The organism is Flavihumibacter fluminis, from assembly GCF_021491375.1.
Lineage (GTDB): Bacteria > Bacteroidota > Bacteroidia > Chitinophagales > Chitinophagaceae > Flavihumibacter > Flavihumibacter fluminis.
This window is the reverse complement of the sequence record NZ_JAKEVY010000004.1, coordinates 247403-266241: the sequence shown is the minus strand read 5'-3', so window position 1 is coordinate 266241 and position 18839 is coordinate 247403. Positions and strand designations below refer to the sequence as shown.

Annotated in this window: 22 protein-coding genes; 2 read left to right on the top strand and 20 right to left on the bottom strand. The window is 41.1% G+C overall.

Going from position 1 to position 18839, the window contains the following annotated elements:
• Positions 1-3 precede the first annotated feature (3 nt).
• Complete coding sequence (locus tag L0U88_RS16330; protein ID WP_234867206.1) at positions 4-876, bottom strand: cell division protein FtsX; 873 nt, start codon at positions 874-876, stop codon at positions 4-6.
• A 144-nt stretch (positions 877-1020) separates the two neighbouring features.
• Here L0U88_RS16330 and leuS point away from each other — a divergent pair, with 144 nt between their 5' ends.
• Positions 1021-3798 carry a leucine--tRNA ligase gene (gene leuS, locus L0U88_RS16325; protein WP_234867204.1) on the top strand — a complete coding sequence of 926 codons (2778 nt, stop codon included), beginning with the start codon at positions 1021-1023 and terminating at the stop codon, positions 3796-3798.
• 437 nt (positions 3799-4235) lie between these two features.
• Here leuS and L0U88_RS16320 read toward each other — a convergent pair whose 3' ends face one another.
• The 13 genes from L0U88_RS16320 to L0U88_RS16260 all read right to left on the bottom strand — a co-directional run bounded on the left by L0U88_RS16320 (position 4236) and on the right by L0U88_RS16260 (position 12929).
• The gene (locus tag L0U88_RS16320; protein WP_234867202.1) at positions 4236-4862 is read right to left on the bottom strand and encodes a hypothetical protein; all 627 of its coding nucleotides are present in this window, start codon (positions 4860-4862) and stop codon (positions 4236-4238) included.
• Entirely contained in the window at positions 4862-5218 is a 357-nt protein-coding gene (locus tag L0U88_RS16315) for a GNAT family N-acetyltransferase (protein WP_353620673.1), read from the bottom strand. Before L0U88_RS16315 ends, L0U88_RS16320 begins: the two co-directional genes overlap by 1 nt.
• 282 nt (positions 5219-5500) lie before the next feature.
• A complete protein-coding gene (locus tag L0U88_RS16310; protein WP_234867198.1) occupies positions 5501-5887 on the bottom strand; it encodes a phytanoyl-CoA dioxygenase family protein in 387 nt (128 codons plus the stop codon).
• A complete protein-coding gene (locus L0U88_RS16305; protein WP_234867196.1) occupies positions 5878-6216 on the bottom strand; it encodes a phytanoyl-CoA dioxygenase family protein in 339 nt (112 codons plus the stop codon). Before L0U88_RS16305 ends, L0U88_RS16310 begins: the two co-directional genes overlap by 10 nt.
• Positions 6216-6461, bottom strand: a complete 246-nt coding sequence (locus tag L0U88_RS16300) for an arginase family protein (RefSeq protein WP_255723185.1) — start codon at positions 6459-6461, stop codon at positions 6216-6218. Before L0U88_RS16300 ends, L0U88_RS16305 begins: the two co-directional genes overlap by 1 nt.
• 125 nt (positions 6462-6586) lie before the next feature.
• On the bottom strand, positions 6587-7123 hold the full coding sequence (locus L0U88_RS16295) for a DinB family protein (protein ID WP_234867193.1): 537 nt from the start codon (positions 7121-7123) through the stop codon (positions 6587-6589).
• A gap of 15 nt (positions 7124-7138) precedes the next feature.
• On the bottom strand, positions 7139-7504 hold the full coding sequence (locus L0U88_RS16290; RefSeq protein WP_234867191.1) for a DUF2200 domain-containing protein: 366 nt from the start codon (positions 7502-7504) through the stop codon (positions 7139-7141).
• Positions 7501-8214 (bottom strand): carbon-nitrogen hydrolase family protein, encoded by a 714-nt coding sequence (locus tag L0U88_RS16285; RefSeq protein ID WP_234867189.1) that lies wholly within the window; start codon positions 8212-8214, stop codon positions 7501-7503. The genes L0U88_RS16290 and L0U88_RS16285 overlap by 4 nt, the downstream gene beginning before the upstream one ends.
• A complete protein-coding gene (locus L0U88_RS16280; protein ID WP_234867187.1) occupies positions 8211-9482 on the bottom strand; it encodes a serine hydrolase domain-containing protein in 1272 nt (423 codons plus the stop codon). Before L0U88_RS16280 ends, L0U88_RS16285 begins: the two co-directional genes overlap by 4 nt.
• A 13-nt stretch (positions 9483-9495) precedes the next feature.
• Positions 9496-10113, bottom strand: coding sequence for a succinate dehydrogenase/fumarate reductase transmembrane subunit (locus L0U88_RS16275; protein ID WP_234867185.1), 618 nt, complete (start codon positions 10111-10113; stop codon positions 9496-9498).
• A gap of 68 nt (positions 10114-10181) precedes the next feature.
• The gene (locus L0U88_RS16270) at positions 10182-11261 is read right to left on the bottom strand and encodes a transglutaminase domain-containing protein (RefSeq protein WP_234867183.1); all 1080 of its coding nucleotides are present in this window, start codon (positions 11259-11261) and stop codon (positions 10182-10184) included.
• A 242-nt stretch (positions 11262-11503) separates the two neighbouring features.
• Positions 11504-11833 carry a hypothetical protein gene (locus tag L0U88_RS16265; RefSeq protein ID WP_234867181.1) on the bottom strand — a complete coding sequence of 110 codons (330 nt, stop codon included), beginning with the start codon at positions 11831-11833 and terminating at the stop codon, positions 11504-11506.
• Positions 11834-11855: 22 nt separating this feature from the next.
• On the bottom strand, positions 11856-12929 hold the full coding sequence (locus L0U88_RS16260; protein ID WP_234867180.1) for a serine hydrolase domain-containing protein: 1074 nt from the start codon (positions 12927-12929) through the stop codon (positions 11856-11858).
• Positions 12930-13088: 159 nt separating this feature from the next.
• Between L0U88_RS16260 and L0U88_RS16255 the strand changes: the two genes are divergently transcribed.
• On the top strand, positions 13089-13769 hold the full coding sequence (locus L0U88_RS16255) for a DUF2202 domain-containing protein (protein ID WP_234867178.1): 681 nt from the start codon (positions 13089-13091) through the stop codon (positions 13767-13769).
• A gap of 3 nt (positions 13770-13772) precedes the next feature.
• On the opposite strand, the gene L0U88_RS16250 is transcribed toward L0U88_RS16255, so the two are convergent.
• From L0U88_RS16250 to L0U88_RS16225, 6 genes are all read right to left on the bottom strand, one after another.
• A complete protein-coding gene (locus tag L0U88_RS16250) occupies positions 13773-14573 on the bottom strand; it encodes a bestrophin-like domain (RefSeq protein WP_234867176.1) in 801 nt (266 codons plus the stop codon).
• Positions 14574-14648: 75 nt separating this feature from the next.
• Positions 14649-15359 carry a CPBP family intramembrane glutamic endopeptidase gene (locus L0U88_RS16245; RefSeq protein WP_234867174.1) on the bottom strand — a complete coding sequence of 237 codons (711 nt, stop codon included), beginning with the start codon at positions 15357-15359 and terminating at the stop codon, positions 14649-14651.
• A gap of 49 nt (positions 15360-15408) precedes the next feature.
• Positions 15409-15981 (bottom strand): Crp/Fnr family transcriptional regulator, encoded by a 573-nt coding sequence (locus L0U88_RS16240; RefSeq protein WP_234867172.1) that lies wholly within the window; start codon positions 15979-15981, stop codon positions 15409-15411.
• A 14-nt stretch (positions 15982-15995) separates the two neighbouring features.
• On the bottom strand, positions 15996-16940 hold the full coding sequence (locus L0U88_RS16235; protein ID WP_234867170.1) for a hypothetical protein: 945 nt from the start codon (positions 16938-16940) through the stop codon (positions 15996-15998).
• A 34-nt stretch (positions 16941-16974) separates the two neighbouring features.
• Positions 16975-17520, bottom strand: coding sequence for a hypothetical protein (locus L0U88_RS16230; protein WP_234867169.1), 546 nt, complete (start codon positions 17518-17520; stop codon positions 16975-16977).
• 49 nt (positions 17521-17569) lie between these two features.
• A complete protein-coding gene (locus L0U88_RS16225; RefSeq protein ID WP_234867167.1) occupies positions 17570-18829 on the bottom strand; it encodes a S41 family peptidase in 1260 nt (419 codons plus the stop codon).
• Positions 18830-18839: the final 10 nt, after the last annotated feature.

The following is an 18839-nucleotide window of genomic DNA, read 5'->3' as shown; positions in this document are numbered from 1 at the left end:
GGATTAATAAAGATCATCCAATTTCATCTTCAGGTATTTCACCACGCTGCGGTGGGTACTCAGCAATGAAATCAGGATTCCTAATAATATGATTCCCGCTCCCAGAATAGCCAGCCAGGTGGTATCCCGCATGGCTTTCAGCTCCGGAAGCTGTTGTTCGGCAAAAAAGATCAGGGCGATGATGCCTGCAATCGCAATCACCCCGGCTATAGCCCCATTCAAAATAGCCCGCATATCCATCGGTTTGGCGATAAAGCCCCGGGTGGCCCCTACCATTTGCATGGTTTTGATGATAAACCGGTTGCTGAACATGGCCAGCCGGATTGTATTATCAATCAGCACAATAACTACTACACAGAGCACGATCGCAATAATCAGCAGTATAAGGCTGATTTTTTTGACATTCTCATTCAGATTATCCACCAGCGTGCGGGGGTATTGTACATCATTCACAGCTATATTCTGTTCCAGGTCGGCCTGGATAGCTGCCAGGGAATCAGAATGTACGTATTCATTAATTAGGGTAAAATCGATACTGGCCGGCAGAGGGTTGGCCTCCAGGATATTTTTCCAGTCGTCGTTCCCATCTGCCATGAATTTCTTCTTGGCATCCTCCTTCGTTACATAGGTGTACTGCCGCACATAGGGCTTACTGGCAATGTACTGCGTCAGCTCCACGCTGTCCTTGGAAGAGATATTCTCTTTCAAATACACCCGCACTTCCACATTTTCCTTAAAATATTGCCCCAGTTTGTTGGCATTGATCACGATCCAGCCCAGCAGTCCCAATATGAAAAGCACCAGGGAAACCCCCAGAATGGACATAAAATAAGATGGCTGGGAACGTTTCGCGGAGGATTTTCCGATTTGCGTCATGATTTGATGTTTCGATGGGTCAGTACTTGTCGACGCGGACAAAAATAGCGGTTTTAGCCTTTCTGTTTGTATTTTTGTCGCCCCTTGGCCGGTTCTTTTAAGGCCAATTTCACATTTAAAATATTGTTGATCCAAATAGCAAGCATGGAGTATAGTTTCAGGCAGATCGAAAAAAAATGGCAGGCAGAGTGGAAAGCGCAGCAGACTTACCAGGTTTCCAATGACTCGGACAAGCCCAAATGTTATGTACTGGATATGTTTCCCTATCCGAGTGGAGCAGGATTGCATGTTGGCCATCCCCTGGGTTATATTGCCAGCGATATCTACAGCCGGTTCAAGCGCCTGAAAGGGTACAATGTGTTACACCCGATGGGCTATGATGCGTTTGGATTGCCGGCAGAACAGTATGCCATCGAACATGGTGTGCATCCGGCTGTGAGTACCGAGACCAATATCCAGAATTTCCGCAACCAGCTGGATAATATTGGTTTCTGTTTCGACTGGAGCAGGGAAGTGCGTACCTGCGATCCTTCCTATTACAAATGGACACAATGGATCTTCCTGCAATTATTTGAATCTTATTATAACAGGGCTACCGGAAAAGCGGAGTCAATCAGCTCCCTGGTTGCCATCTTTGAAGAGAAGGGGAATGAAGGAGTTGTTTGTCCGGGTGAACCGGGACTGCAATTCAACGCGGCCGACTGGAAAGCCTATTCTTCTCATCGCCAGCAGGAAATCCTGATGAACTACCGCCTGGCCTATTGCGGTTATGGAGAAGTAAACTGGTGTGAGGCACTGGGAACAGTGTTGGCAAATGATGAAGTGGTGAATGGTGTAAGTGAGCGTGGTGGTCATCCCGTGGTAAAAAAGAAACTACGCCAGTGGTACCTGCGCATCACAGAATATGCAGATCGCCTGCTGGAAGGTTTGGATCGCATTGAGTTCAGCGAGGCCATGAAGGAAATGCAGACCAACTGGATTGGCAAGAGTTATGGCGCGGAGATTGATTTCGCCGTGAAGTCAGAGAAAGGATCAGTGTCCAGTCTGAGAGTATATACCACAAGGCCCGATACCATTTTCGGCGTGGACTTTATGGTTGTGGCACCGGAATTGGATATTGTAGAGGGATTAAAATCTGAAGGGCAGGCTGCTGCTGTAGAGCAATACCTTGATTATGTGAAGAGCCGCAGTGAGCGCGAGCGGATGGCTGAGAAAAAGATTACTGGTGTTTTCACAGGTTCTTATGCGATCAATCCTTTTGATGGAAGAGAAATTCCGATCTGGTTATCAGAATACGTGCTCGCAGGTTATGGTACAGGTGCCATCATGGCCGTGCCTTGCGGAGATGAAAGAGATCATCGTTTTGCAGAACATTTTTCCATTCCCATCACCAATATAATTGGAGCACAGTATGATGGCAAGGAAGCCAATCCTACCAAGGATGCGATTCTCGAGAACAGTGGTTTCCTGAATGGTATTGGCATGCGCGAAGCAACTGAAATCGTGCTGAAGAAACTGGAAGAGATGGGTATCGGCAATCGCAAAGTGAATTACCGGATGCGGGATGCAGCGTTTAGCCGTCAGCGTTATTGGGGTGAACCCTTCCCGGTTAAATGGCAGAATGGGGTGGCGAAAGCCTTACCGGCGTCTGACCTTCCACTCGAATTGCCTTATGTGGAATCCTACAAACCCGGACCAGAAGGGGAGGGCCCCCTGGCAAATATTCCGGAATGGATTGCTGCAGAACTGGAGACCAATACCATGCCTGGTTATGCTGGATCTTCCTGGTATTTCCTGCGGTATATGGATCCCAAAAACGACAAGGAGTTTTGCTCCAGGGCGGCCAGTGATTACTGGGGACAGGTGGATTTGTATATCGGTGGAACCGAGCATGCGGTAGGACATTTATTATACAGCCGGATGTGGACCAAAGTATTATACGATCTCGGACATATCGGCTTTGATGAGCCTTATAAGAAACTGGTAAACCAGGGCATGATCCAGGGAAGCAGTCGGTTTGTTTACAGGATCAATGGCACGAATACATTTGTATCGAAGGGCTTGTTGAATGAGGAAGGAATGTATGAAGGCAAGCTGGTTGACAAACTGCATGTGGATGTGAATATCGTGGATGGATATGCGCTGGATACAGAAGCGTTTAAGAAATGGAAACCCGAATATGCCCAGGCTGAATTTGTGCTGGAGAATGAGCAGTATCTCTGTGGTTCGGAAGTGGAGAAAATGTCCAAGTCCAAGTTCAATACTGTGAACCCGGACCATATCGTAGAGAGATTCGGCGCGGATACCTTCCGTATGTACGAAATGTTCCTTGGACCGGTAGAGATCAGTAAACCATGGGATACCAAGGGCATTGAAGGAGTACATCGTTTCCTTAAGAAGTTCTGGCGTTTGTATGTGGATGAGAACAAGGGCCTGAACCTGACAGATGAAGCTCCAACTGCGGCAGAATTGAAGGTTTTGCATCGCACGATTCGCAAGATTGAAGAAGATACCGAGCGTTTTTCTTTTAATACGGGTGTGAGTGGATTTATGATCTGTGTGAATGAATTAAATGAGCTGAAATGCCGGAAGAAAAGCATCTTGTTGCCATTGTTGGTATTGCTGGCTCCTTATGCGCCGCATATTACAGAAGAGTTATGGCAACTGGCCGGACAGGCAGGATCCGTATTGGATGCAGCTTTCCCCGAGTTTAAGGAGGAATATGTGCGGGAGTCGGCCAAGGCATATCCTGTAGCAATCAATGGTAAAACGCGTACAGAGATCACCATTGGTTTGGAGGCTTCCCAGGCGGAAGTGGAGGAGATTGTGCTGGCAAATGAGCTGGTGCAGAAATGGCTGGAAGGGAAGGCGCCGAAAAAGATTGTGTATGTGAAAAACAGGATGATCAATGTGGTGATTTAGTCGATTTGAGCACTGATGAAATTTCCAAAAAACCGTCGTAAATGTCCATTTATCGACGGTTTTTGCTTGAAGGGCGAAAGAGTTTTTAAAGGGCGAAAAAACACTACATCTTTGTATCAGCAACAGAGAATAGTAGTCCCTAGATCCTAAACCAATCCAATACCTCTGAAGCGACCGTAGAAACAGCAGAAACCAATCCAATCCTTTGAAAGCAGCAGTAAACGAATCCGACATCCGCGAAAACGAGTAGAATCCAACCCAATGAAGAAGATTTATCAATGCGTCCATCATTGGTAGATTGATTGTCCGGGCTCCCTGAAAATGATGAGCTAAACAAAAAAAAGTAAGCAGTTATTGAAAGGCCTATTTCTATGAAACCGTAGGTTGTTGACTCGTCCGGAAAAAATTGAACCGCCCCTCGTGGGCGGTTTTTTTATTTACTCTTCATCGGAATATATACGTTTTTCAGTGCCGAAAAGTACACCTGCATTCCGAAAATAATTTCTAAGAAGTTCATATTTCTCATCACAGAAATCCCCGCCCTTTACTTTTTTTGAACTTAATCTGTTTCCAGTACATTGAAAGCAAACTTCAATAAATGCGAATGTTTTCCCTTTTGAATCATTAAACAGGATGGCATTTCTTGGACTGTAACAAAGTCCCTCGTCAATAGTGAAAAAGGGCCCCTGGTAGGAAATATTATAAAGGATATGAGTTAATGAGTCAATTTGCGAGGCTGATAAGGTTATTATTTCTTTCACCCTTTCCTGGTTGATTATGCCTTTTTTTACAGGCACTTCTCCACCCATTATAACATTAGCTGGCATATCAAATGAAAGTAACTGAACCTGCTTTGCTCTATTGAATGGATAATTTTGAAGTCGTTGTTTTGGTGTATAGCTATTTGTTTCAATACAATGACGATTCGCACTGTCCATTATTTTTTCCTCCGCAGTTAAATGCCTAACTTCTCCTTTAATAACTGTTGGTTGTGCTGTTAAATTGGAGAAGATCCCAAGCAACAACAGGATAATAAGTATGCGCATTTTTTTATACTCAATCATTATTTAAGAATAGCTAACTCTTTTTCCATCAATACAATATTTCTTGACTCAACCTCTATTCTTTCCACTAACTGCCAACCACCTCTTTTATAAAGTGATTCGGCGGTGTAAGTATATAAGTGGAGTTTTGATATTCCTTCTTTTTTGGCCTCTTCTTCTACTTTTTCACAAAGCAGGGCGCCGTATCCCTTGCCTCTCTCCATCGGAATCGTGTATACCAATGCCAACCAATGTGTATAGATATTCAGTCTAGGTATCTTTTCCAGGATACGAACGGTATTGTATACGCCAGCTGTTCCAATAGGAACTCCATCACTGGTCATGACAAGTTGAAACTGATCTTTTTGCCGAGTAATGGCAGTTAGTCTTGATAAGGTCGTCTCCAGAGGGGAATTTCCATTCCATTTGATACCAGTTGGCTATTTGCTGAAAGATATCAGATTGATTATATGTTAGTCGGCTGCATTCTAGTCCTGCCATACTCCAAAATAAATAAATTTTAAATACCTATTTCTTACTCGAGCTCTTTTGCCGGATTTGACTTTCTATCGATTGGCCATCTATCAATGCATAATGTGGTAATACTCTGAGTATTCCTTTTTGAAAACCTTTTCAGTGATGCAGGACTGGAGAAGATTCTAACTGTTATAAGAGAGGGGGATAGATTGCTTCTCTGACCAGCTCAATCCCAGCGGTAATTCAGTTCCGCTAAATTCAATATGTACCACTCTTCTTCGACGATTATTGATAGTTCTGCCCGAAGCATGTAGCAGGAGTGGTTTCATAAGCATGACTCCTCCTGCATCTACTGAGCAGGTTTGTTCGAGATGCTGGTGATTTATTTCATCGGGACGTACAATTCCATTTGTGTTTGAGCCAGGAATGACTCTCAATGCACCGTTTTCGGCAGTTGCAGAATCGAGATGAATTCTAATGGTAAAGTTATCTTCTAATATTTTTGAAGTCGGCTGAACAGCGAATTGGTTCTGCTTGATCGTCCAGGGCCCAAATCCCTCTAATTCCATTTTTTTTTGTCTACCGAAATGGTGAGGTCCTGATGGTAAGCAACAAACCAGTTCGATTCAGCTGGTTTATCAAAATAGATAGATTTAACTACAAAATATTCTTTTCCAAACCGACTCAAAAGTAGGTTTTGGAGATTGTTATTAAACAGCAGCGGGATGCACGCTGGTATCTCTTTTAGAAATTGTCGAATAGCAAAAAGATCGGCGGATTTCCGGAATGTTGCTTTATTGCTCGTATTCTCATTGATAACAGTTATAATTTCCTCTATTTCAGAAGATGAATAAACTGTGTCAATTACTTCAAAACCATTTACATTAAATACATCCATTACTTCACAGAATTTATTGTTTCGCAAATTCTTTTTACAAATTCTTTTGTATAATAACCACTCGGGTCAAGATCCGGATCAAGAATAGTGATTTGCAGGCCCGTTGCCTTATCACTAATTAAAAGCGGTTCCAGAAGCTCAGATAATTCTGAATACCATAATCCATCTGGTGTTCGACTGTCAACTGCGGGCATTATTTCATCGTTAAGTACATCTACATCTAAATGAATCCAAAAACCGTCCAGTTTTTCCTTCCCAGAGGGTGTAAGCGTACGATTTTCCTGATCAGCCCATCCAGTATTTCAAAATGTTGTGTGCTTGTTAGATTTTCCGGTGCTACTGATTCCTTGTGCATGTTATCGAAAAGGGGTTAGATTATTGTAAAGGTACTTTCTCCTTCCCGAAAGGCCCACTCCATATGTTCAATCAAATGTTGACGTATTAGCAGTTGCAGTTGTCCTACGTGATGAGCTGTGTGACGCATATTGTAAAGCAATATTTCAAGAAAAGGGTAATCCATGTCCCCTTCTTCGGCTCCTTCCGTGAAGCGGGTTTGCATCGTTTCTTCAGTTATTGAAAATATAAGCTGCCTGCATTTTGCACGAATGACTTCAACATAATGCATTAATTCTTTTTTGGTGTAAATCGCATCAGGTATCATATCTCCAATGGACTCAGCTGGTCTTTTTTCCTCAGGTAACTGTGAAAAGGGAAGAAGAGGCGAAAAACTTGAAGGTGGAAAACTGGAGTAATAATCAAGGAATAGTATGGTGTGATAAGTGAGATAATAGGCGCGCTTATGTTGGGAGAAGAAATCATCCGGAACAGAATGAATACAATTAGTGAGCATATCGATGCTCGCGCCAAACTGGTTCCATAATTGTTGACTGAAGAGTTTATCTGGCATAGTTGTTGCCAAATATCAGGATTCGCGTAATATTTTTTCCATTTTTTTGCCCTTGGCCAATTCATCTACCAGCTTGTCGAGGTATCGTACCTGCTGAGTTAATGGGTTCTCAATTTCCTCTACCCGGTATCCGCAAATCAACCCGGTTATCAGATGTGCATTTGGATTCATTGTTGCCTGCTGAAAGAAGGTTTCGAAACTGACTTTTTGCTCAATCAGCTCCTGAATTTTAGCCTCATTGAAACCGGTCAGCCATTCGATCACCTCGTGCAATTCTGCTTTGGTTCTGCCTTTTTTCTCCACTTTCGTTATATAATGCGGATAAACGGATGCAAAGCTCATCTTCGCAATTTTTTCGTCATGTGCTGCAGTGGATTTCATACTATTTGATTTGTTTCCGTATCATAAATTAGCAATCCTTCTTCCGTTTTTAACTGAGCAATCCTTCTTCCTTCTTTTGACCAGATGGTGCTTTGTCCGGCAGCCTCAAAATCATCACAGGGGCCGATACAGTTTACCATCACAACCGGCATTGCATACTTTCGGGCAACTTGTGGGAAATAGGCCATCGCCTTATCTACACCCTGTTGTGATTTGGCCACACTTGCCAGGTAGAGATTGGCTCCAAGCTGATAGGCGCACTCAGAATGATCCGGCTGCAGACTTTCATAACAAATGGCGGGTGCGATTTGGTAGTTTTTAACCGGGATTACTACCTGCTTTTCACCGGCTTCAAAAAATGGAAACTCATCCGAATGTAATTGCTGTTTGAAATAGTATTGCCGCGATTGAAAGGGTTGAAAAATGACCATACCAATTCTTGGTTTTTCCCTACCAACTGTTGGCATTCCCACTCCGATAGTTATTGATAATTGGCTGCTAAGGTCCTGGAGTTCATCCAGGGTACTGTCATCCTCTTTCATTGCCAGTTGTTCTGCAAGCGCTGATTCATAACTGGTAATGGAAAGTTCAGGAAAAAAGATACAGTCGGCTCCTTGTTGGGCTGCCATCCGGATGTAATTTTTATGGATAGCCAGATTCGCTTCGATACTTCCTTTTACTGGTTTGATTTGCGCCAGGCTAATTTTCATTTCTGCTTATTAAGGTAGTAGATATTGTCTGTCTCCTTTATCTGTAGTTCTCTTCTTTGGGGAAAGAATTCAAAATAATACCCGCTGCCGGCGTGCATGAAATAGTTATTCCCAATTCGCTCCAGATCAAATACAACGCCCCTGGTTTCAACCGTAAGTTGATTTCCATCCACTGAACAGTTTACTGATAGCTCATTATTTGAATAATTTCCGGTATAGATTTTCAGATCTTCATCAGATCTGTTGCTGAAAGGAAGGCTAAAGGGTTCATCAAAGCAGATTTTCAGCACTCCTTCTATCAGATCCGTGCGTGGATAATGTATGCCGTTGGTACAATAGGCAATGGATAAATTGGCTTCCGGGTAATGCCATACTGCCGCATAGAATTCTTCTATTCTTCCATTGTGCCCATAACTTTTTTTACTGCCATACTTGTTGGCAAACATCCCCATTCCATACTCATTTACGATCGTTTTCATGCTGGCTAAGCTTGCCTGGCTGATAAGTTTATTTGCAAAGAGGGCATTGATGAAACGAATCAAATCATCCGGACAAGAAACAATAGCACCGGCACCGCCATGAATGCTTAAATCAGTTGATTTTTCGGGTGTCCAGTTTCCATTTTTGTTTTTGAAAGAGTAAACTTGCGGCGTTTTTATGCCTGCATCAGTTCCGAACCATGTATTCGTTAATTGGAGCGGATCGCTTATTCGTTTCTTTAAGACCTCTGCATAGGTTTTCTTTGAAATGCTTTCAATAATATACCCAAGTAAAAGAAAGTTGCTATTGCTGTATTCGGATTTTTCACCCGGCTGGAAATCACTTCCTTTTTGTTTGATAATAGTTAAAAGTTCAGCTTTCGATTTGGGTTGATCCATCCAGGTAGTAAAGTCCGTATCCTTCGTATAATCGTGCAAACCTGTTCTGTGATAGAGCATATCTTCAATGGATATGGATTCGGCATTGGGGAGATCAGGATAAAACCTGCTCAGCTTCTGATCTAAGGATAGCTTTTTTTCTTCAATTAACTGAAAGACGAGTACGGCTGTAAATAATTTGGTTACGGATCCAATTCTGTACAACGTGGCAGGACTTAATTCCTTTCGGTATGGAGGCTGTCCCTTTTTTGAGATAGCCAGGCTTCCCATTGCTACTCCCTTAGAAGAAAGCGTTGTTAAAAAACTGTCCAGCTTCCTGGTGTTGATTTGCTGGGCGTACGATGTGCTTATAAATAGCCAGAGAAATATTGAGAGAAGGACTGATTTCATCTAAGGCAACTGCTTATTGCCCCGTCAAGATACGATACTCCTCGGGTAATTCAATTCCGGAAAACTGGTTAGTCAATCCATAAAACAGAATCAATGTGAGTGCTGCTCCCAGAATCAAAATGCCCCATGCTTGTTGAATCGGGCTTAGTATCAAGATAGGTTGATTCATTTTTTTGCTGTGTATTGCCGCCAGGTGTCCGAAAAAAGAGAGGACGGCCAATGCATAATAGGGAATAAAAAACAGGTTGACCGGAAAACTGTTGATACCCGCTGCTCCAAAATAAAAATTAGTATCCAATTTTAAAAAGAATCGACCCGCCAAAACAGCACTGACATGGATCACCAGGAAAATGGCCAGATAAAGCCCACTATAAAGATGAATTTTATCAAAAAAGTTGGCGTTCCTGCTGCTATTCCTTCGAACTAGCCGAAGCCCGGATAGTATTTGAACCACCACTGCAACCAGTAGTATGATTTCAATAAACGGATGGCGGTATATTTTTCGAAGGCTATCCATTAACTCAATATGCCGCTGAATGCCAAAAATGCTGAAAAAATGATTGAATAAATGAATGCCTATAAAGAGAGATAAAATTACCCCTGAGAAGAAATGAACTTGTCTTGCTTTCATTCTAGTTGAATTACTTCAAAGGTCTTAAAAGAAGTTGTTGAGATTCTTGATGAAAGGTAAGAATTTCGTTACTTGTTTTTAATAACCACTTTAAATCGCATGATCCGTGTATAGTCAAAAAGGACATCAATATAATAAAGAGATTCATCTGTTACAGCATAACTGAACTCATAAACATCCCCGGTTTTATGGTAAGGTATATATTGTTGCTTTTTCAATGCCAGGGTATCGAGTTGAATTACTTTTTTTCGCTTCGACAATTGCTCCTCCTTCATTATATCTGGATTTCTAAATTGATTGGAGTTAATTTGAAGGAACTTGAATGGTCTTTTGTAGGCAATTTTAAACTGAATCGTATCGCCTTTTTTGGCTTCAATAATCCCTGTAGCCGGACTAATTAGCTGTATATTCTGAATTTCCCCTGGGTGGTAGTAGGGGTTGGCGGCGAATTTTTCTTTGGTGTAGTTAGGGATGAGCGCCCATTTTCCCGTTACAGGAAAATGATTGCGGGCAAAATCGGAAGGAGGGGTCATCCAATAGTACTCATCAAATTCTTTTATATAGCTGAGCAATTTGCCTTCTTCATTTTTGGTACAGGCCCCTGCCGCCCAGGTAGGGTCCAATAAATAATAGGCACTGTCAATTAAAATAACATTCCAACTGTGATCCATGGACCCTGCCGAGCCAACCTGGTAGTATTCGGTGCGTACATAACCCGGTACGATTTCTGATTGTATGCCTGCTATATCACACATCTTTTTGAAAAGCATGGAATAGCCCTGGCAAATCGCTTTATTCTTTTTCAGTACGTTGTCGATGTATTTTATCTCCCAGGCAATTCTTTTCGCCTCGCAGTCTTTATCGCCCTTGCATTTGTAAGCTTTCGGTTCTTTATTCCTCTTGGCGTACTTATTGACATATTTGTAATCGTATGCGATATTTTCTGTAATCCATCTGAAGATTGCTCTAGCTTTTTGTAGCTGATCTGGGTAACGATTGGTAAGTTCGTTGGTCAGGTTGGTGAGATCATTTTTATACTTCACCGTCCTCGCAAAACTGTCAACCGCGGCGAATTTGTTTTCTTTTTCCTGGGCGATACTTATAATGGAAAGCGATACTGCAACAATTAGTATAAAAGCTCTGTGCATTACTGAATACATTAATTCCTTTTATTCTTTTGCAGATCAGAAAGAGCATTTTCCAGATCGCTTTTGAGAAACACGATTTTTGAACGCTTGCCTACACAAGCAATTTCAACTTTCGCAGATGGATTCGATAAAAAAGTTGTTGCTATCTCCCGGATACAATCATCAACATGTATGGCTGCATGTGATGCAGCAGGTTCAGAATAACCGGTTCCCCGGTAATCAAAAAATACAAGCGATCGCGTTTACCTTATCTGCTTCCAGGTGGCTGACTTCAGGTAGTTTGGGAGGTTTCCTAATGTGGCAATACCCGGACCGCCATGCAGATATAAAAGAGGTTTTTCCTTAGTTGCACTTAGGGGAGATGCGACTGCAACAGCCAGTTTAAAATTGCCTGCTGATTTATTGAAAGCATCCCTGGATACCGGTATCATGTAACAACTGACGCCGGCACTATCAGCCCAGGAATCAGCAAGGCCGATTGTTGAGCAGAGGCATTTGAATTTTTCTGCCTGGGCATAAACGCTGACTGAATGTATCACCAGCCAGCATAGCGCAAGCACTTTAGATATCATACTCTAATTTACTGAATCCGGATCAGTTAATCACCGCACTAATTTTCTCCCAAAGCGCATTGTCAAATCCTGATACTGCAAAATCAGGATTGTCCGGATTCGATGCTTGTCCCATCCGAATCACTACCATTTTTTTGCTGGGAATTACGTATACGCGTTGATCACCGGCACCCATACCCGCAAACATATCTGCAGGAGCATTCGGAATAAGTGTTCCCTGGTACACCGTCTGATCACTTGGCAGCATATACTTGGATTTACCATTTAACCACCACATATAACCGTAAGAGGGATTGATGGCCTGGGAGGTAGTTGTACTTGCCGTAATAAAGGCTTCATTTACGACCTGCTCTGTATTCCATTTTCCTTTGTTCAGGGCCAGGATGCCAAATCTTGCCATGCTTCTGGCGGTACTATGATAGATCGTAAAGATGGTACCGAAATTCCATCTGCCATCCATACCGATTTTATTTTTGAGTTTGGCATTGAAGTACGCTTCAAATTCCTGGTTGCTGGCTTCCGCCACCACATCGGTCAGCTTCTGAAAAATATTGCTATAGGCCCAACGGGTGCCAGCATCGGCAACATAGGTCAGGTTGGACTTGATCATTAATTGTTTGGTGTCATCATTGCCGGATGTCATTGTCAGCAAATGCTTTACCGTGATGAGGTTCTCCTTCTCAAGCGGCATGCTTGTCCAACCTGTACCCAAATAATCGGATGCCTTATTATTGATGTTCACCAATCCATCCTGGGCTGCCAAACCGGTGGCAGTAGCAACCAGGGTTTTCCCGGCGCTGTTCCATTCCCATTCAGTGCTGGCATTGTGGCCATTGAAATATTCTTCCATCACAATCCGGCCATTTACCAGGATCATAAAGGATTTGGTATTATTAGCAGCAAGAAAATCTTTCAGGGACTGAACTGCATTCTGCTTCCATCCCAGGCTGGACAGGCTGGTGGTTTCCCAGGTGAAATTCCCCGAAACAGGAGGGAAGTATAGGGTATCGGGGGGCGTGGTTGGTCCATCACTATTGTCTTTACTACAACTTGCAAAAGATACAAGGATAAGCAGCAGGTAGGCGATCGGCTTCATAAAATTGGAACTTGGTTTTTCGTTGGACGCGCTTTTTTGCCGAAAGTTTAATCTCTCGTATTACAAAAATCGGTAACGTAAGGTTGAGGGTGATTATTGTGTAACTACAGTTACTAAACGACAAGGTGGCTTATGGTAACTTGAACAAAATTCTTCACAATGAAAAATTCAGCTAAAAATATAGGCAAACTCTTCCTGTTAGCAGTTTCATTGTTTCTATTTTCCTGTACAAAAGAGGATGTTTCGGATCAAGTGAATAATAACACTGATAACTTAAATTATGCCGGGCTGGAAGCTCAAATAAAAGGCTTGCCTAAAGAATCATTAAATACTGCAGAATTAGCCTCATTGTCGTTTATGCGGGAAGAAGAGAAACTGGCAAAGGATGTATATGTTACCTTATACAATAAATGGGGGGTAAATATTTTTACCAATATATCTGCCAGCGAACTCACTCACATGAACACGGTTTTGTTATTGTTGAATAAATATAGTTTAACAGATCCCGTTGGTTCAAATCCAGTTGGTGTGTTTAGAGACACATCGCTACAGAAACTCTATAACCAACTTGTGGCAAAAGGAAATACGAGTATTTTAGAAGCGTATAAAGTTGGTGCGACTATTGAAGACCTGGATCTGTTTGATTTAAAGAATCAGCTAATCAATATTGATAATCAGGACATACGATTGGTTTATGAAATGCTGATGAAAGGAAGTCGTAATCACCTGCGATCATTTTATAAGAATATCCTGAAAGTTGGAGGTTCTTATACTCCTCAATACATATCGCAGGCAGAGTTTGATGCAATTGTGGAAAGTGCAATGGCAACAGGATTTTGATAACTACTCTTTGCTGACTTTGTTTATAATTGACATTAAGTCTATCATACTTTCCTGACTAACTTTTGTAAGTCCCCTGTTAGGTCTGTCAAGGTCTATAATGAGTATAAATGATATGGTGATTACAAGACACAAAATTATTGCAGGATACCTGGCATGTGTAGCTGCTAATCCATTTCCATAACCAAGAATACCGATAGCTAATGCAGCAAAAAGCAATAGCCCAAGTAAAACTATCTCTGGAACGTGATTAGAAATGGCAATGTCCCGTTCTGTTTTAACATCAATCAGTTGGTTGATAGAGGTTGCAAATAATCCTGCAGGAACCGATAGTGGATTGTTTTCTGTAGCCGCAAATGCCTCATCCCACATTAATGTTTGTAGTTGTTTGGCTTCTAAGTTTTGCTGTTTTCTTTCCTCTAAAGGAACATTTGCTCTTGATGTTATACTGAATTCAACATTTACATACTGCTTGAACAATTTATTCATTTTTGCCCGTTGATTCTCTGGCAAAAGTTTGGATCTTAATACGGCGGTTCCAATTGCGTTTGATTCCTTTACCACCATTTGTTTCCTATTGTCAAAACGGGATAATGCCATAGCAAATGTAAAGCCAAGGAGAAAAGTGAATATGGTGAGAATGGCAGTTTGGATTGTAGAGATCTGAGCTTTCATTGGTTGGGTCATTTCAACCTTTGCCTTTAAGCCAATCCAGAAACCAGTTTCAACAGAAATGATCAAAAGAACCAGTGTCACAAGACCAATCAGCCATTGAGGCTGGCTGTATAAAAGTTCTTCGGTCATACATTTTATTTGATAAATATATCAAATATAGTTGACTGACATTGATTCAAAAATTATAGGATTACGCAAGTTTATTTATCCGATAGCCTGGAATATCCCAAACAATGCCGATAATATTATCATCCAGTGAATAATGATGGTAATATACAGCCGTTTTGTTAGTAATAAAATGATGCCAAATACCAATCCCCAAACCAGAAACCACCAAAACTGGTCGATGGATTTTAGTCCGTGTTGGAATATAAAGGGGATAGCAGCCAACGCTATAGCTAGCCATTTATTAACCCGATGACTTTCCAATGCCCGGATAGCAAACCCGCGGTAAACGATTTCTTCAGAAATACCCGCCGTGAGTCCCATGATAACAAAGACTATCCTTGCAGTAGTTGTTTTTGGAATAAGGGAAGAAATTGAAGCTAATCTGACGGGATCCACCTGCATATTGGCAAGAGATATCTCAATAAAGGCAACGATTCCAAAGCCGACCACCAAATATCCTGCGATAAAAAAAAGCGTTTGCTTATTATTCAAAGAATAATTCACAAATTCCCAATTAAGACTAGCTTTTTTAAGTATCCTGGAAATGAGCAGGATTTGGACCAGGTACCAAACAGTAACCAGGATCCAGAAAAAGAGGATGAAATCAAATCCAGCTGCTGTAAATGCTTCTTTCTTCAGTAACAGCAGGGAAAGCAGGGTGGAAATGATGGGAAATCCAAACAGTACCAACAACACCTGGGTTGCCGGAATTTTTGCTGATGCGTTAGCAGTAATGGTTGGTGGCATACTGCGAAAATAGATGTGCAGGGCAGTATACCAGTTACCATTTGGTAAGTCAGCTTAGTTTGCCGGACCGGATCCTGCTGAGACTTTGAGGCGTAATACCCAGGTAGGACGCCAGGTATTTAAGTGGGGTTCGGGTAATATTGGGATTGGTTTTCAGCATCTCGAGGTAGCGTTCTTTGGCGGTTTTGGTCAATAAGTCGATCTGCTGGTTTTGTTTATGAATATAACTGGCTTCGGCTGCAATTCGGCTTACTTTTTCTCCTTTTGCACCGGAAGCAAAGGTCTTTTGAAATTCCTGGTGGCTGATTCGGAAAATAGTAGCGTCTTCAAATAATCGCACTTCAATCGGAGTTGGTTGCCGGGTAGTGAAGGACATATAATCGTTGAGAAAATCTCGGTCAAAAGAGATGTCGATACAAACGAAATTATTCTTCTTCCAGATCAGGTTTCCTCCTGAGCCTTCCATGATGAAATTCATGTATTTCTCCACGCTGCCGGCAGGTTTGAGAATGGTTTCTTTCGGGTATTGAATCACTTCACCCAATTGTTCAAAATTGCGCCATACCTGGAGCTCCAGTTTTATGTAGGGGTCAAAGAATTCTTTTAGGAGTTGCGCTACCATATTTTTTCAGTATTTCAAATACACTCATTCCTGACTTTAATCTTATAACTTTCAAGTGTTGTTTTTAAATTTAGCCAGTCTGTATCTCTTAATGTTCCTGCTGGGTAAAGTTTATCTCTATAATCTTTTGTAATGATTCGGAGACAGTTTGGCATATTCCCCTGAGTTTCATAAACTATCTCTTTAATATCGGAAATGCGATAGGCTTTTTTAACCCAAAAGAAATTATGATTACGTATAAGAAAAAAACTGTTGGATACCTTGAAGTAATACATAAAATAGGAGTTTAGAAAAAACCAAAACAGACCTGCACCGGCTAAAAATATATTGCCTCCGTATGAATTTTTTATGCTATTATTAAAATGCGCATAGATGAGTATTATTATTAAAACCCAAAGAATAATCCCTCTAAAGGAAGTGAATTGGTTACCTTTAAATACTTCAAAAGTATCGATGATTGTCTCATTTGATTCAATGGATAATTCTTTTTTTTCTGTATAATTATTTTTATCTACAACGACCTGTTTAAGAAAGTATTTAAATTCCCAGGAGTTGGAGTACATGTCATTAAAAATGTATCGGATCTCATTATTACGAAATGTAATGGTTGCAGCCTCCATTGGAAGATTGTCTACATATTTAAAAGGTCGTTTTCCTGTAAGAGTAACTTTTTTTATATCTGTCAATGCATATGTTGTATTTCCAAATGAAATAAAATCTTCATCCAGTATGATTGTTGGCGCATTCTTTATGTAACGGTAAATGCTATAAACCGCAAGAGCATAACAGGCGATACCCATTATGAGCAAAAAAAATGTTTTTACCTTGACATCTCCTTCGCTACTTTCTCGGATGTAACCAAAAATGATTGCAGAACCCAAGGCAATGTAGAATAGAGCCAGAAAAATTATTGAAAAATAAAAATTATAGGGATGTCTTTTGGAGACAATTGGCGACATTAAACAGTATTTATTGATGAGTATTACCAGCGTCTTACTTTAGGCGTAAAGAGTTAAAAAACCTGGTAATTGAATCGTTTGGATAGTTCTCTTTGAGAGTGATGGTCTGAATGATGATTGATTTGTTTTTTACAAGAATCATTTTCATCCTGATCATTGCCAATCCTTCCTGGTATTCAATTTCAATTATTCTATGAGGATATATACCTGTTGTTCCTTCAGTCTGGCTTATTAATTTGCCCTTGCTTGAATTTACAGCTCCATTGATGGCGCCATCAAAAAATATATTCAGTTTATCTTTTTTATCAGAATGTATGGTTGAGTCCGGATAATCAGTATCAAAGAGCATATAGACTAAATTACTGTCGTTGCTATTTTCGTCGGATGCCCAAGCGCTTATGTTCATTAATAAAGTGCCAACCGCTGTTTCCAGGTATTGAGTGTTCTGTTGAAATTGATTTGGAAATTCAATTGTGTATTTATCTGTTTCATGTTTGTATTTGGTTGTCTGTGCCGTTCCTTCCTGGCTGCCTGCAAATAAGAGTAATAGAGTACTTAAAAGAATGCAGAATTTCTTCATATTTCTGGGTTGTGAGTTGATTAATTGTAGCATTGGTTTAGGTTATTAATTATTCGGCAGGTAATTTCCAGTAATTATAAACTTGTTTCAACCAGTCTTCCTGATTTGATAACTCCATGTCCGGTTGAATACCAATATCTTCAAATTTAAACATACCAGGCGTTCGCATATCGGTTGGATAAAAAACAAATTCCCCTCCTGCAATCAGAATATGCCTGCCATAGTTACTACCATAGGCCAGCATACCTTTGGTAGATTGACCTGCCAATACAACCCCTTTTAATTTGGATAATTTAGATGCAGTTATTTCTCCCTGGCTGAGGGTATAGGCATTGATTAAAACAACTACCCTGGATTTTTTCCTGATATGGTTAATCCACTTAATATAGAGCTTCGCCATGGAAGCTGCACCACCTGTATTATTACGCAAATCGAAAATAGTATAGGCTTGTGGATTGGAACGGGTTAGCAATTGAAACAGGCTATCGGATTGCTTCTTCAATTTACCATTGTTGGAAAAACTACTTACGCGCACATATTGTACTGAAGGAAGTGGTTCATTGAGCAAAAAGGGACTGGCAGTATCCGGCAGATTGGAATAATCTGAACCGTTTAATTGTTTTGTGTAAATACCAGTATAGTCGGACTGATAAAATTTCGAATACAGCAGTTGTTGATTGGAATATCGCTCAGTAGCGTAAAAGTTGAAATTTTTTGTTACTGGATGAATATAAATTGCTGAAAACCGGTTGTTTTCTTTTTCTCTTAACCAGGCCATGATGTATCCGGGTTTTACATAGGGTGATGAGGATTCCAGTACAACTCCCATATATTGCTGCTCACCTGATTTAATTACGCCCATCCTGTAATAGTTGCCATACAGAAAGATACCCTCCACTTCTGAAGCCGATTTGACAGCTAATTTCAGTTTTAGTGAATCCAGGTCCCAGTTAACGTTTGGCATATCCCGGAAATAGTCAGATGCGTGGAGTGAGTCAAGTTGTTCTTTTGTTTGAAATAGCTGGTAATTTACCCGTTGATAAAATCCCAGGTGATTGTCCTGAACCTGTTCCAGTAGTTCCGTTAATAAAAGAAAGCGTTGCCAGGCAAAGGTGGTATCCGGCCTTTCAAGAAGTTCAGCTTTCTTTTGCTGGTAAAGCTGTTTTCGGTCACCTTTAATTTGTTGCTTAAAAGACTTGGTTTTCCGTAGCAGTGAATCAAGTGAATTCACTTCCTGCTGAAACCGGGTAGTTTGAGCTATTGCAAAGGCTGGCAGGAAAAACAAGATAATTAAAGAGTATACACGCATTAATATACTA

Excerpts from the sequence above, each read along its gene's own strand:
- L0U88_RS16330 (WP_234867206.1), bottom strand. The coding sequence starts at position 876 with ATGACGCAAATCGGAAAATCCTCCGCGAAACGTTCCCAGCCATCTTAT.
- leuS (WP_234867204.1), top strand. The coding sequence starts at position 1,021 with ATGGAGTATAGTTTCAGGCAGATCGAAAAAAAATGGCAGGCAGAGTGG.
- L0U88_RS16320 (WP_234867202.1), bottom strand. The coding sequence starts at position 4,862 with ATGATTGAGTATAAAAAAATGCGCATACTTATTATCCTGTTGTTGCTT.
- L0U88_RS16310 (WP_234867198.1), bottom strand. The coding sequence starts at position 5,887 with ATGGAATTAGAGGGATTTGGGCCCTGGACGATCAAGCAGAACCAATTC.
- L0U88_RS16305 (WP_234867196.1), bottom strand. The coding sequence starts at position 6,216 with ATGGATGTATTTAATGTAAATGGTTTTGAAGTAATTGACACAGTTTAT.
- L0U88_RS16295 (WP_234867193.1), bottom strand. The coding sequence starts at position 7,123 with ATGCCAGATAAACTCTTCAGTCAACAATTATGGAACCAGTTTGGCGCG.
- L0U88_RS16290 (WP_234867191.1), bottom strand. The coding sequence starts at position 7,504 with ATGAAATCCACTGCAGCACATGACGAAAAAATTGCGAAGATGAGCTTT.
- L0U88_RS16285 (WP_234867189.1), bottom strand. The coding sequence starts at position 8,214 with ATGAAAATTAGCCTGGCGCAAATCAAACCAGTAAAAGGAAGTATCGAA.
- L0U88_RS16280 (WP_234867187.1), bottom strand. The coding sequence starts at position 9,482 with ATGAAATCAGTCCTTCTCTCAATATTTCTCTGGCTATTTATAAGCACA.
- L0U88_RS16275 (WP_234867185.1), bottom strand. The coding sequence starts at position 10,113 with ATGAAAGCAAGACAAGTTCATTTCTTCTCAGGGGTAATTTTATCTCTC.
- L0U88_RS16270 (WP_234867183.1), bottom strand. The coding sequence starts at position 11,261 with ATGCACAGAGCTTTTATACTAATTGTTGCAGTATCGCTTTCCATTATA.
- L0U88_RS16265 (WP_234867181.1), bottom strand. The coding sequence starts at position 11,833 with ATGATATCTAAAGTGCTTGCGCTATGCTGGCTGGTGATACATTCAGTC.
- L0U88_RS16260 (WP_234867180.1), bottom strand. The coding sequence starts at position 12,929 with ATGAAGCCGATCGCCTACCTGCTGCTTATCCTTGTATCTTTTGCAAGT.
- L0U88_RS16255 (WP_234867178.1), top strand. The coding sequence starts at position 13,089 with ATGAAAAATTCAGCTAAAAATATAGGCAAACTCTTCCTGTTAGCAGTT.
- L0U88_RS16250 (WP_234867176.1), bottom strand. The coding sequence starts at position 14,573 with ATGACCGAAGAACTTTTATACAGCCAGCCTCAATGGCTGATTGGTCTT.
- L0U88_RS16245 (WP_234867174.1), bottom strand. The coding sequence starts at position 15,359 with ATGCCACCAACCATTACTGCTAACGCATCAGCAAAAATTCCGGCAACC.
- L0U88_RS16240 (WP_234867172.1), bottom strand. The coding sequence starts at position 15,981 with ATGGTAGCGCAACTCCTAAAAGAATTCTTTGACCCCTACATAAAACTG.
- L0U88_RS16235 (WP_234867170.1), bottom strand. The coding sequence starts at position 16,940 with ATGTCGCCAATTGTCTCCAAAAGACATCCCTATAATTTTTATTTTTCA.
- L0U88_RS16230 (WP_234867169.1), bottom strand. The coding sequence starts at position 17,520 with ATGAAGAAATTCTGCATTCTTTTAAGTACTCTATTACTCTTATTTGCA.
- L0U88_RS16225 (WP_234867167.1), bottom strand. The coding sequence starts at position 18,829 with ATGCGTGTATACTCTTTAATTATCTTGTTTTTCCTGCCAGCCTTTGCA.